The organism is Streptomyces sp. JLYT201 (genome assembly GCF_059448825.1).
The window spans coordinates 7948422-7960970 of sequence record NZ_CM182551.1 but is presented as its reverse complement, the minus strand read 5'-3'; the positions used below and the strand labels follow the sequence as shown (position 1 = coordinate 7960970).

Genomic DNA, 12549 nt, shown 5'->3' with positions numbered 1-12549 from the left:
GCCGCCGGTGGGCGGGCTCAGGCCCAGAGGTCGGTGCCCCAGCGCGTGAAGATCAGTACGGCGATCACGCCGACGTGCATGACCGGCAGCGCCCAGGTGAAGTCCTCGAAGAAGCCCTTCAGCCAGCGCGGCGCGGCCAGGAAGCCGTTGCGGATGTTGAAGGACGTCACGTACCAGAACATCAGGATCGTGGCGACCCACGCCAGGCAGCACCACAGGCACAGCGCGTTGATCCGGTACAGCGACTGGAACTGCAGCCACGTGCAGAACCCCACGCCGAACAGCGTGCCCGCGTTGAACGTGAGCCAGTACCACCGCGGGAACCGCGCCCCGGCCAGCAGGCTCATCCCCACGCCGATCACCACGGCGTAGGCCGCGAGCCCCAGCATCGGGTTCGGGAACCCGAACGCCTCCGCCTGCTCGCTCTTCATGATGCTGCCGCAGGCCACCACCGGGTTGATGCTGCACCCGGGCTGGAAGTTCGGGTCCTTCAACAGCTCGAACTTGTCGAGCGTGATGATCCACGAAGCCCACAGCCCCGCCACACCCGTGACCACCAGGAGCAGCGCGAACGCCCGGCTCCCGCCGACGGAACCGGACACGTCCGCACGGTCCTCGCCCGGAGCGGCGCCGTCCTTCGCTGACTGCTTCACTGACATCGGTTTGCTCATCACGCCGTTTCCATCGCTCGTGGGTGGCCCGGGGCAGGGTCATTGTGCCGCAAGCGCCTGTGTGTCCACCGTCGGGTGGACATAAGCGGACACCTACGGGGGAGGCGCGAACGACAAAGGGGTGGGGCACGAGAACGTGCCCCACCCCTTTGTCGTTGCCGTACTAGGCCAGCTTGCCCTTGAGGAGCTCCACGATCTCGTCCACGGCGACGGCCTCCTGCTCACCGGACTCCATGTCCTTGAGCTGGACGACGCCCTCCGCCAGATCGCGCTCACCGGCGACGACGGTGAAGCGCGCGCCGCTGCGGTTGGCGTTCTTCATCGCGCCCTTGAGGCCCTTCCCGCCGTACGAGAAGTCCGCCGCGATCCCGGCCTTGCGCAGCTCGGTGACCTTGCCGAAGAGGACCCGGCGGGCCTCCTCGCCGAGCGGCACCGCGAACACGCTGGTGGCCGCGGGCAGCTCCAGGGAGACGCCCTCCGCCTCGAGGGCGAGCACCGTGCGGTCCACGCCGAGCGCCCAGCCGACGGACGGCAGGGCGGGGCCGCCGATCATCTCGGACAGGCCGTCGTAGCGGCCGCCGCCGCCGACCGCGGACTGCGAGCCGAGGCCGTCGTGGACGAACTCGAAGGTCGTGCGCGTGTAGTAGTCCAGGCCGCGAACCAGCTTCGGGTCGTCCTCGTACACCACGCCCGCCGCCGTCAGGAGCTCGCGCACCTGCTCGTGGTACGCCTTGCAGCCGTCGCACAGGTAGTCGCGCAGGAGCGGGGCGTCGACGAGCTGCTGCTGCACCTCGGGGCGCTTGTCGTCGAGGACGCGCAGCGGGTTGATGTCGATGCGGCGGCGCGTCTCCTCGTCCAGGTCGAGCGCGCGCAGGAAGTCCTGGAGCGCGGCGCGGTAGACGGGACGGCACTCCTTGTCGCCGAGCGAGTTCAGCAGGATGCGGAACTGCTTCAGGCCGAGGGAGCGGTAGGCCTGGTCGGCCAGGATGATCAGCTCGGCGTCGAGCGCCGGGTCCTCGGCACCGATGGCCTCCGCGCCGACCTGCGAGAAGTGGCGGTAGCGGCCCTTCTGCGGGCGCTCGTAGCGGTAGTACGAGCCCGAGTACCAGAGCTTGACCGGGAGGTTGCCCGCCTTGTGCAGGTTGGCCTCCAGGGCGGCGCGCAGCACGGACGCGGTGCCTTCGGGGCGCAGGGCGAGCTTGTCGCCGCCCTTGGTCTCGAAGGCGTACATCTCCTTGGTGACGATGTCCGTGGACTCGCCGACGCCGCGCGCGAACAGCTCGACGTTCTCGAAGCCGGGGGTCTCCACATAGCCGTACCCGGAGTTGCGCAGGGGGGCCGCGATGGCCTCGCGCACCGCGAGATACGTCGCGGAGGCGGGCGGCAGCAGGTCGTACGTGCCCTTGGGGGCCTTGAAGGTGCTCACTTCAGCAGTCTCTCGTCACATTCCTCGTCGGGGTGCGGACGTCGGGTCCGTGCCCCGGCCTTGGCGGTCGGCGGCCACCTGCCGCAGATACGGGTTGGTGGCGCGCTCCTGGCCGATGGTCGTCTGGGGGCCGTGACCCGAAAGCACCACGGTCGAGTCGTCGAGCGGCAGGCACACGCGGGCCAGCGACTCGAGGATCTCGGCGTGGGAGCCGCCGGGCAGGTCGGTACGGCCGATGGAGCCGGCGAACAGCAGGTCGCCCGAGAAGAAGACCGACGGGATGTCGGCCGTCTCGGGCATCCGGAAGGTCACCGACCCCCTCGTATGGCCCGGCGCGTGCGCGACGGTGAGGTCGAGCCCGGCGAGGCTGAGGCTCGCCCCGTCCGTGAGCTCCCGCAGGTCGTCGGGCTCGCCGACCGTCAGCTCGCCCATGAGCTGGGTCCCGATGGAGCGGCCGAGGGCCTTCTCCGGGTCGCTCATCATGTACCGGTCCTCGGGGTGGATCCAGGCGGGCACGTCGTGCGCGCCGCAGACCGGGACGACCGAGGCGACGTGGTCGAGGTGGCCGTGGGTGAGGATCACGGCGACGGGCTTGAGCCGATGCTTCTTGAGCGCTTCCTCGACGCCCGGGGCGGCCTCGTGCCCCGGGTCGATGATCACGCACTCCTCGCCTGCGGCGGGGGCGACCAGATAGCAGTTGGTGCCCCAGGCTCCGGCGGGAAACCCGGCAATGAGCACGATCGTCCTTCGTTTTGGTCGTACGGCTGAGTGGCAGCGGAGATTGCGGCGGGTCAGAGCCTACCGGCGCTGCCGATTCCACAGCCAACCCATATACGGTACGGGGCACGCGCGGCCCCTCGTGCCGCGCGCCGACGACAGCAGACCGACAGCGGAGGACGTACGGGTGCGTGCGGCAGGTGCGCCCTCGCGTACGGAATGCCCGAGCGGAATGTACGAGACGACGGATGAGACGTTCGAGGAGTGGGCCCGGTGGTCAGCCAGCAGCAGCGGCGTAAGCAGCTCGCACGGGAGAAGTACTTGCGGCAGCAGCAGCGGCGGGAGGCCGCCCAGCGCCGCCGACGCGTGCGCAACGGAGTCATCGCGGGGGCGGTTGCCCTGGTCGTGGCCGCAGGCGCCGCCTCCTACGCGGCGGGCGCCTTCGACGGCGGCGGCTCCACGAAGGACGACGCCGCGCCGAGCCCGTCGCCCAGCAAGCCCGCGGACCCCTGCCGCAAGGCGGCCCCGGGCAAGGTCAAGCCGCTCAGCTTCAAGAAGGAGCCGGCGCTGACCATCGACAGGTCGGCGGCGTACACGATGAAGCTGGGCACGACGTGCGGCGACATCGACCTCGCCCTGGACGCGGCGAAGGCCCCGCACACCGTCAACTCCTTCAACTTCCTGGTGAACAAGGGGTACTTGGACCACACCGCGTGCCACCGGCTCACCTCGGGCAACGTCAACGTGCTGCAGTGCGGCGACCCCGAGGGCACCGGCCAGGGCACTCCGGGCTACTCGATCCCGGACGAGAACCTCAAGGACAAGCGCCTGAAGGGCAATGTGTACCCGGCGGGCACGGTGGCGATGGCGAACCGCTACAAGGCCGACAAGAAGACGGGTCGTGACACCGGCGGCAGCCAGTTCTTCCTCGTCTACCAGGACAGCCAGCTGCCGCCCGACTACACGCCGTTCGGGACCGTCTCCGCGGCGGGCATGAAGGTCCTGAAGAAGATCGCCGCCGCGGGTGAGAGTTCCGGGCAGGGCGACGGGGCGCCGAACGCGACCGTGGTCATCGACAAGGCGACCGTACGGAAGTCCTGAGGCGGCACCGGAGAAGTCCGGAAGGCGACCCCGTGCGCGTCCCGGGCACGGGCGGTGAATTTCGCTCGTGCTGGATGCGGACAGCCGCCCCGCCGGTCGCCTATGTTGGCGGTGACGAAACTGTGGACGATGCCGGGGGCCCGTGGCCTTGTGCAGGCATCATGTGGAGGAGGCGCTGTGAGCAGCGACCCGTGGGGCCGCGTCGACGAGACGGGGACCGTGTACGTGCGTACGGCCGACGGCGGCGAGCGAGTGGTCGGTTCGTGGCAGGCAGGATCTCCCGACGAGGCCCTGGCCTATTTCGAGCGCAAGTACGACGGTCTGGTCGTCGAGATCGGACTTCTCGAGCGCCGGGTGCAGACGACCGATCTGTCGGCCAAGGACGCGACGGTCGCCATCGACCACCTGCGGCAGCAGGTCGACGAGGCGCACGCCGTGGGCGATCTGGACGCCCTGAGCAAGCGGCTCGACAAGCTCGTCGCGTCGGTCGACGCGCGCCGTGAGGAGCGCAAGGCCCAGAAGGCCAAGCAGTCGGACGAGGCGCGGCACGCCAAGGAGGCGCTGGTCGCGGAGGCCGAGGAGCTCGCGCAGAGCGAGCAGTGGCGGTCGGCGGGCGAGCGTCTGCGGGCGCTCGTGGACACCTGGAAGGGGCTGCCGCGCCTGGACCGCAAGTCCGACGACGAGCTGTGGCACCGCTTCTCGCACGCCCGCTCGGCGTTCTCCAAGCGCCGCAAGGCCCACTTCGCGCAGCTGGACGCGCAGCGCGAGGAGGCCCGCAAGGCCAAGGAGAAGCTGGTCGCGGAGGCCGAGGCCCTGTCGAACTCGACGGACTGGGGCCCGACGGCGGCGCGCTACCGCGAGCTGATGGCCGACTGGAAGGCGGCGGGCCGTGCCCAGCGCGAGCACGAGGACGACCTGTGGAACCGCTTCCGCGGCGCCCAGGACGTGTTCTTCGCGGCGCGCAGCTCGGTCTTCGCGGAGCGCGACGCCGAGCAGGGCGAGAACCTCAAGCTCAAGGAGGAGCTGGCGGACGAGGCCGAGAAGCTCGTGCCGGTGACGGATCTGAAGGCGGCCCGCGCGGCCTTCCGCTCCATCAACGAGCGCTGGGAGGCCATCGGCCACGTCCCGCGTGACGCCCGGCCCAAGGTCGAGGGCCGGATGCACGCCGTGGAGCGGGCCCTGCAGGAGTCCGAGGAAGCCGAGTGGCGCCGGACCAACCCCGAGGCGCGGGCGCGCGCCGCGGGTCTGACCGGTCAGCTCCAGGCCGCCGTGGACAAGCTGCGGGCTCAGATCGAGGCCGCGCGCACGGCGGGCAACAACGCCAAGGCGGACAAGCTCCAGAAGGAGCTCGACGGCCGCCAGGCGCTGCTGGACCAGGCCCTCAAGGGCCTGGAGGAGTTCGGCGGCTAGAGCGGTTCTCCACCGCCTACAGCGGTCGTCCACCGCTTACGTAGAGGGGCTCCCGTACGTGACGTACGGGAGCCCCTCTGCGTGGAGCCCGGTTTCCGGGGGCGTGCTTACGGTCGGCGTGCCGACGTCACGCGGTACACGTCGTACACGCCCTCCACTCCCCTGACCGCCTTCAGGACGTGTCCCAGGTGCTTGGGGTCGCCCATCTCGAAGGTGAAGCGGGAGGTGGCGACGCGGTCGCGGGAGGTCTGGACGGCCGCCGACAGGATGTTCACGTGCTGGTCCGAGAGGATGCGCGTGACGTCCGAGAGCAGGCGCGAGCGGTCCAGGGCCTCGACCTGGATGGCGACGAGGAACACCGAGGACTGCGTGGGCGCCCACTCGACCTCGAGGATGCGCTCGGGCTCACGGGAGAGCGAGTCCACGTTCACACAGTCGCTGCGGTGAACCGATACGCCACTGCCGCGCGTGACGAAGCCGATGACCGGGTCGCCGGGGACCGGCGTACAGCAGCGGGCCAGCTTGACCCACACGTCGTCGACGCCCTTGACGACGACGCCCGGGTCGGCGCTGGAGCGGCGCTTGGAGCGGCCCCTGCGGGCGGGCGGCGCGCTCTCGGCGATGTCCTCGTTGGCGGCCTCCTCGCCGCCGAGGGCCTGGACGAGCTTCTGCACCACGCTCTGCGCGGTGACGTGGCCCTCGCCGATCGCGGCGTACAGGGACGAGATGTCGGGGTAGCGCATCTCGTGTGCGAGCGTGACGAGCGAGTCACCGGTGAGGATGCGCTGGATCGGCAGGTTCTGCTTGCGCATGGCCCGCACGATGGCGTCCTTGCCCTGCTCGATGGCCTCCTCGCGGCGCTCCTTGGAGAACCAGGCGCGGATCTTGTTGCGCGCGCGGGGCGACTTCACGAAGCCGAGCCAGTCGCGGCTGGGGCCCGCGCCCGCGGCCTTGGAGGTGAAGACCTCCACCAGGTCGCCGTTGTCGAGGGTCGATTCGAGCGGCACGAGCCGACCGTTGACCCGGGCGCCTATGGTGCGGTGGCCGACCTCGGTGTGGACGGCGTACGAGAAGTCCACGGGAGTGGCGCCCGCGGGCAGCGCGATGACGTCGCCCTTGGGGGTGAAGACGAAGACCTCGTTGCGCGACAGGTCGAAGCGCAGGGACTCCAGGAACTCGCCCGGGTCCTCGGTCTCCTTCTGCCAGTCCAGGAGCTGGCGCAGCCACGCCATGTCGTTGAGGTGGTCGTCCTTCTTGCCGGACGACTTGGGGGCGTCGGTGCGCACCTTGGAGGCGCCGGCGACGGCCTCCTGCTTGTACTTCCAGTGCGCGGCGATGCCGTACTCGGCGCGGCGGTGCATGTCGAACGTGCGGATCTGCAGCTCGACGGGCTTGCCGTTGGGGCCGATGACCGTCGTGTGCAGCGACTGGTACATGTTGAACTTGGGCATCGCGATGTAGTCCTTGAACCGGCCGGGGACCGGGTTCCATCGCGCGTGCACCGTGCCGAGGGCGGCGTAGCAGTCGCGGACCGTGTCGACGAGGACGCGGATGCCCACCAGGTCGTAGATCTCCGCGAAGTCACGGCCGCGGACGATCATCTTCTGGTAGACGCTGTAGTAGTGCTTCGGACGGCCGGTGACGGTGGCCTTGATGCGCGCGGAGCGCAGGTCGGCCTGGACCTCGTCGGTCACTATGGCCAGGTACTCGTCGCGCTTGGGGGCGCGCTCGGCGACCAGGCGCACGATCTCGTCGTACATCTTGGGGTAGAGGATCGCGAAGGCGAGGTCCTCCAGCTCCCACTTGATGGTGTTCATGCCCAGGCGGTGCGCCAGCGGAGCGTAGATCTCCAGCGTCTCGCGGGCCTTCTTCTCCTGCTTCTCGCGCTTGAGGTAGCGCATGGTGCGCATGTTGTGCAGGCGGTCGGCGAGCTTGATGACCAGGACGCGGGGGTCCTTGGCCATCGCGACGACCATCTTGCGCACGGTCTCGGCCTGCGCGGCCTCGCCGAACTTGACCTTGTCGAGCTTGGTGACGCCGTCGACGAGGAGGGCGACCTGGTCGCCGAAGTCGCGGCGCAGCTGCTCCAGGCCGTACTCGGTGTCCTCGACGGTGTCGTGGAGGAGGCCCGCCATGAGCGTGGCCGGGTCCATGCCCAGCTCCGCCAGGATCGTGGTGACGGCCAGCGGATGGGTGATGTACGGGTCGCCGCTCTTGCGCTTCTGGCCCCGGTGCCAGCGCTCGGCGACCTGGTAGGCCCGCTCGATCTGGCGCAGCGTGGCGGTCTCGATCTTGGAGTCGTTGCTGCGCACTATCCGCAGCAGGGGCTCCAGGACCGGGTTGTACGGGTTGGAGCGCTGCACGCCCAGGCGGGCCAGGCGGGCGCGCACCCGGTTGGAGGAGCCGGAGCGCTCCGGCTTGCCGGTGGCGGGGCGGGCCGCCGCGGGGGGCGGGGCGGGGCGCTCGGGCTGGGGCGCGGGGCGGTGCTGCCGCTCGGCCGCCCGCTCGGGCTCGGCGGCCCCGGCGGTCTGCTCGCTCTGCTCGCCGCGGGCCGGGGTGGCGCCGGGCGTGGTCGTCCCGCCCGGGGCGGGGGCCGCCGACGCCGTGCTCGGCGCCCGGCGCGCGGACGTGGCGGCGGGCGCCGTGGCCCGCTCGGACTCATCGACGGGCTTGGCGGCGGCAAGTGGCTGGGACTCGTCTGGCAAGAGCGCTCCCTGTGCGCGATCGGGTCCCCCGGTGAGGTCCCGAAGTGCCCATGGTATCGATCCTGGGCCCGCGGCTCGCCCTCGGCCGGTGAGACGGCTCCGTACTGGAGAAACGCCAGAGGCGGGCGCCGGATTCCGCCGGCGCCCGCCCGGACGCTCTCGATCAGTCGCACTGACTGGAGTCAAGAACCTTCTATGGGCGACTTAGCGCCAGTCCACCAACGAAGCGCCCTTGATCTTGATCTGCTTCTCGGCCGCGGCGTTCCCCCACGGAACCTTCACCCTGCCGCCCGTCCCGCAGCCGGCGTTGTACCACTTCTTCTTCTGCGACTTGGTGTAGCCGACGACCTTGACGCAGGGGCGACCCCGCGTGGCCTTCCACACGTAGCCCTGCTTGAACCCGGGGTGCCCGAAGGTCGCGCAGCCGTTCGAGACAGGGGGGCTCCACTTGAACGGGATGCCGCCCGCCATGTGCCAGTCGGTGCAGGCGTGCCCGGCGATGAACACCCCACTCCCCGGCTTGACGACGACAGGCTCGGCAGCCTTCGACACAGTCGCGTTGGCCGGAGCGGCCACGAGAGCCACAGCCGCGGCCGAGGCCACCGTCACGACCCCCGTGGTGATCTTGCTTGAGAACTTCACACATCCTCCAATGGGAAAGCGCCCTGGTCAGGGACACGCTCAAGATCCAATCAGAGGCATTTATGCATGACCCATCGATTTGAGCAGAATTTGATCTTCCTTCTGCCTGTGTGTCCAAAAAGCAACCTGTGCGCCCCAAAAAGCAAAGGGCCAGTGCTCCGGAACGTCCCGGTGCACTGGCCCTGATCGCCCTAGTGTCACGTCACACCGTGAGCAACGCCTCCAGCGGGGCTCCGTCCAGGACCGGAACCAGCCGCTCGCGGCCGCCCAGGAAGCCCAGCTCCATCAGGACCGCCACGCCGGCCACCTCGGCGCCCGCCCGGCGGATGAGCCGCAGCGAGGCCTCGGCGGTGCCGCCGGTGGCCAGGACGTCGTCGATGACCATGACGCGGTCGCCCGCCACCAGGTCCTCGGCGTGCACCTCGATCTCGGCGCTGCCGTACTCCAGGTCGTAGGCCTGGCTGAGCGTGGCTCCGGGGAGCTTGCCCGCCTTGCGGACCGGGATGAAGCCGAGGCCCGCGCGCAGGGCCGCCGGGGCGCCCAGGATGAAGCCGCGGGCCTCCAGGCCGACGATCTTCGTGGCGCCGCTGCGCACACTCAGGTCGGCGAGCGCGTCGGTGAGCGCCGCGAAGGCCGCCGGGTCGGCGAGCAGCGGCGTGATGTCCTTGAACATCACTCCGGGTGTCGGGTAGTCCGCCACGTCGCGGATGCGGCTGAGCAGCAGTTCCTTGATCTCGGTCATCGGCGTTTCCGTCTCCGTCATCGGCGCTTGCCCGAGGGGCGGCCCCGGCCGCGGTTGCGGACGGGCTGGGCGCGGGGACCCGAGCGCGGACCGACGACCGCGGGGGTGTCCTCGGCGTCCTCGGTGGCCTCGGCGTCGAGCGCCGGGGCCTCCTCGGACTCGCCCTTGGCGGCCGCGGCGCGGCGCTTGGCGAGCACCCGCTTCTTGAGCGCCTTCATCTGCGGGTCGGTCTCCTTGAAGTCCGCGACCAGCGGAGTGGCGATGAAGATCGACGAGTACGCGCCCGCGGCGAGGCCGACGAACAGCGAGAGCGAGATGTCGTTCAGCATGCCCGCGCCGAGGAAGCCGCCGCCGATGAACAGCAGGCCGGCCACCGGGAGCAGCGCGACGACCGTGGTGTTGATCGACCGGACCAGCGTGCTGTTGATCGAGCGGTTGGCGACCTCGCTGTAGGTGAAGCGGGTCTGCTTGGTGAGGTCCTTCGACTGTTCCTTGAGGCTGTCGAAGACCACGACCGTGTCGTACAGCGAGTAGCCGAGGATCGTCAGGAGGCCGATGACCGTGCCCGGCGTCACCTCGAAGCCGACGAGGGCGTACACACCCACGGTGATGGTGAGGTCGTGGATGAGCGCGATGAGCGCGGCCAGGGCCATGCGCCACTCGAAGGCGATCGCCAGGTAGATCACCACGAGGATCATGAAGATCGCCAGGCCCTGCCAGGCCTTGTTGGCGATCTGGTCACCCCAGCTGGGACCCACCAGGTCGGCGTTGATGTCGTCCGCCTTGACGTCCAGCTCCTTGGCGAGCTCGGACTTGATGTGGTCGGACTTGTCGGTGTCCACGCCGCTGATCTGGATGCGCAGCGTGTCGTTGCCGAGTCGCTGGGCGATCGCCTGGTGGCCGGACGCCTCCTCCGCGACCTCCTCGGCCTTGGCGGCGGAGACGCTGGTCTTGGGCGTGTTGAAGACGGCGCCGCCCTCGAACTCGATGCCCATGTGCAGACCCCGCACCATCAGGGCCACGAAGGCCGTGATGGTGATGAGGATGGAGATGCCGTACCAGATCTTGCGCTTGCCGACGAAGTCGTAGCCGACCTCGCCGCGGTAGAGCCGGGCGCCGAGATTGCCGAGCTTCGACATCTCACGCCTCCTTCGGGTCGACGGGGGCGGCGGGGGCGCTCGCACGGCGTGCGCGGCGCAGCGGCGGAGTGACACCGAGCCGCTTCGGGTCGAGACCGGACCACTTGTGGCCACCCGCGAAGAACTTCTTGCGGGCCATGATCGTCATCAGCGGCTTGGTGAAGAAGAACACCACCACGACGTCGAGCAGCGTGGTCAGACCCAGCGTGAACGCGAAGCCCTGGACCTTGCCGACGGTGACGACGAAGAGCACCGCGGCGGCGAGGAACGACACGAAGTCCGAGACCAGGATGGTGCGCCGGGCCCGCGGCCAGGCGCGCTCGACGGCGGGCCGCAGCGTGCGGCCCTCGCGGACCTCGTCCCTTATGCGCTCGAAGTAGACGATGAAGGAGTCCGCGGTGATGCCGATGGCGACGATCGCGCCACAGACGGCCGGGAGGTTCAGCGCGAACTTAATCGTCGGGCCGAGCAGCGTCATGATCGTGTACGTCAGCGCCGCGGAGACGCCGAGGCTCGCGATGGCGATGAGCGCCAGGCCGCGGTAGTACGCCACCAGGTAGATGATGACGAGCGCGAGGCCGATGGCGCCGGCGATCAGACCGGCGTGCAGCTGCTCGCCGCCGAGGGCCGCGCTGACGGTGGTGACGCTCTGCTCCTTGAAGGTCAGCGGGAGCGCGCCGTAGGACAGGATGTTGGCCAGGTCCTTGGCCTCGTCCTGGTCGAAGCCGCCGGAGATCTCGGCCGTGCCATCCGTCAGCGCCTGGTTCACGCGCGGCCAGGAGACGACCTCGCCGTCCATGACGATGCCGAACTCGTTCTGCGGGGGCTGCTTGCCCGCGAGGTTGCCGGTGATCTCGCCGAACTGCTTGGTGCCGGTCTTGGAGAAGTCCATGGTGACCTTCCAGCCGGCGGCACCCTGGGTGTCGAAGATCGCCTTGGCGTCGTCGACCTCCTTGCCGCTGACCTCGGACGGGCCAAGGATGAACTTGTTCCAGTTGCCGTCGCTGTCCTTGCCGCAGGCCACGACCGGATCGGACGGCTTGACGCCTTCCTTGATCTTCGTGCGGACCTTGGGGTCGGTGCAGTCGAGCTTGGCGAACTGCTCCTGGAGCTTGGCAGAGGGGTCGCCGGTGGGGTCGGGCTTCGGCGTCTCGTCCTTCTTGCCCTGCGGCTTGTCGCTGGACTTGCCGGACGGGGTGGGCTCGTCCTTCAGGCCGTCGGTGACGGAACGGCCCTGGGTCGTGGGCGTCGGGGAGGGAGAGGTCGACTCGTCCTTGGACTTGTCGCCCTTGTCGTCCTTGTCGCCGTCCTTGTCCGTGCCCTTGTCGCTGGCGCCCGGGGTCGGGGACGAACTCTGCTTGTCCTTCTTGTCCTTGTCGCCCTTGTCGCCCTTGTCCTTGCCGCCGTCCACCGGAGCACTGGGCTGACGGGCGATGACCGGCCGGAAGAACAGCTGCGCGGTCGTGCCGACCTGCTCGCGCGCCTGCTTGGCGTTCGTGCCCTTGGGGATGTTGACGATGATGTTCTCGGAGCCCTGGGTCTGGACCTCGGCCTCGGAGACACCCAGACCATTGACACGCTTGTTGATGATGTCAACAGCCGTGTTCATGTTGGTCTCGTTGATCGCGTTCTTCTGGCCCGGCTCGTTCTTCGCCTGGAGCGTGATGCTCGTACCACCGGCGAGGTCGATACCGAGGCGGGGCGTGGTGTGCCCGGAGAGGAACATCCCCCCGGTGAGCGCCACCAGGGCGATCAGGATGAAGACCAGGGTGCGACCCGGTTTCCCCTGGGTACCCTGCCTTCTGCCCTTCTTGGGTGCTGCCACCTTCTCGTTCTCCCTGTCCAACCGCCGGCCTGCGGGGTGCTCCCCCTGGCCTTCGCTGAGCGGAGGGGGTCCCGGGCGGGCGGCCATGAAGTTGTGTCGAGACGCGGCGCGAAATCACCTGCGGCGGGGGCCGCGGTGCGCGAGCGGGCGCACGTCGGGCCCCCGGCTGTG

10 protein-coding genes are annotated in these 12549 nt (G+C 69.6%); 2 read left to right on the top strand and 8 right to left on the bottom strand.

What is annotated here, in order from left to right; genetic code table 11:
* Positions 1–17: 17 nt before the first annotated feature.
* The 3 genes from AC5WAM_RS33950 to AC5WAM_RS33940 all read right to left on the bottom strand — a co-directional run bounded on the left by AC5WAM_RS33950 (position 18) and on the right by AC5WAM_RS33940 (position 2835).
* Positions 18–659 (bottom strand): vitamin K epoxide reductase family protein, encoded by a 642-nt coding sequence (locus AC5WAM_RS33950; RefSeq protein WP_366789787.1) that lies wholly within the window; start codon positions 657–659, stop codon positions 18–20.
* A 175-nt stretch (positions 660–834) separates the two neighbouring features.
* Entirely contained in the window at positions 835–2097 is a 1263-nt protein-coding gene (gene hisS, locus AC5WAM_RS33945) for a histidine--tRNA ligase (RefSeq protein WP_366789786.1), read from the bottom strand.
* A gap of 15 nt (positions 2098–2112) precedes the next feature.
* On the bottom strand, positions 2113–2835 hold the full coding sequence (locus AC5WAM_RS33940) for an MBL fold metallo-hydrolase (protein WP_495519854.1): 723 nt from the start codon (positions 2833–2835) through the stop codon (positions 2113–2115).
* A 252-nt stretch (positions 2836–3087) separates the two neighbouring features.
* Here AC5WAM_RS33940 and AC5WAM_RS33935 point away from each other — a divergent pair, with 252 nt between their 5' ends.
* Positions 3088–3915, top strand: coding sequence for a peptidylprolyl isomerase (locus tag AC5WAM_RS33935; protein ID WP_366789784.1), 828 nt, complete (start codon positions 3088–3090; stop codon positions 3913–3915).
* A gap of 177 nt (positions 3916–4092) precedes the next feature.
* A complete protein-coding gene (locus AC5WAM_RS33930; RefSeq protein WP_366789783.1) occupies positions 4093–5325 on the top strand; it encodes a DUF349 domain-containing protein in 1233 nt (410 codons plus the stop codon).
* Positions 5326–5432: 107 nt separating this feature from the next.
* On the opposite strand, the gene AC5WAM_RS33925 is transcribed toward AC5WAM_RS33930, so the two are convergent.
* The 5 genes from AC5WAM_RS33925 to secD form a co-directional block, all read right to left on the bottom strand.
* Positions 5433–8030: a RelA/SpoT family protein gene (locus tag AC5WAM_RS33925; RefSeq protein WP_495519853.1), complete on the bottom strand. Its 2598-nt coding sequence runs from the start codon at positions 8028–8030 to the stop codon at positions 5433–5435.
* Between the two features lie 204 nt (positions 8031–8234).
* Positions 8235–8672, bottom strand: a complete 438-nt coding sequence (locus AC5WAM_RS33920) for a hypothetical protein (RefSeq protein ID WP_495519852.1) — start codon at positions 8670–8672, stop codon at positions 8235–8237.
* Between the two features lie 202 nt (positions 8673–8874).
* Positions 8875–9414 (bottom strand): adenine phosphoribosyltransferase, encoded by a 540-nt coding sequence (locus AC5WAM_RS33915; RefSeq protein ID WP_366789780.1) that lies wholly within the window; start codon positions 9412–9414, stop codon positions 8875–8877.
* 17 nt (positions 9415–9431) lie between these two features.
* Positions 9432–10553, bottom strand: coding sequence for a protein translocase subunit SecF (gene secF / locus AC5WAM_RS33910; protein ID WP_495519851.1), 1122 nt, complete (start codon positions 10551–10553; stop codon positions 9432–9434).
* Between the two features lies 1 nt (position 10554).
* On the bottom strand, positions 10555–12378 hold the full coding sequence (secD, locus tag AC5WAM_RS33905) for a protein translocase subunit SecD (RefSeq protein WP_495519850.1): 1824 nt from the start codon (positions 12376–12378) through the stop codon (positions 10555–10557).
* Positions 12379–12549: the final 171 nt, after the last annotated feature.

What these genes read in the sequence shown, in the direction of transcription:
- AC5WAM_RS33915 (WP_366789780.1), bottom strand. Translation starts at nt 9,414, where the DNA reads ATGACCGAGATCAAGGAACTGCTGCTCAGCCGCATCCGCGACGTGGCG.
- AC5WAM_RS33950 (WP_366789787.1), bottom strand. Translation starts at nt 659, where the DNA reads ATGTCAGTGAAGCAGTCAGCGAAGGACGGCGCCGCTCCGGGCGAGGAC.
- secF (WP_495519851.1), bottom strand. Translation starts at nt 10,553, where the DNA reads ATGTCGAAGCTCGGCAATCTCGGCGCCCGGCTCTACCGCGGCGAGGTC.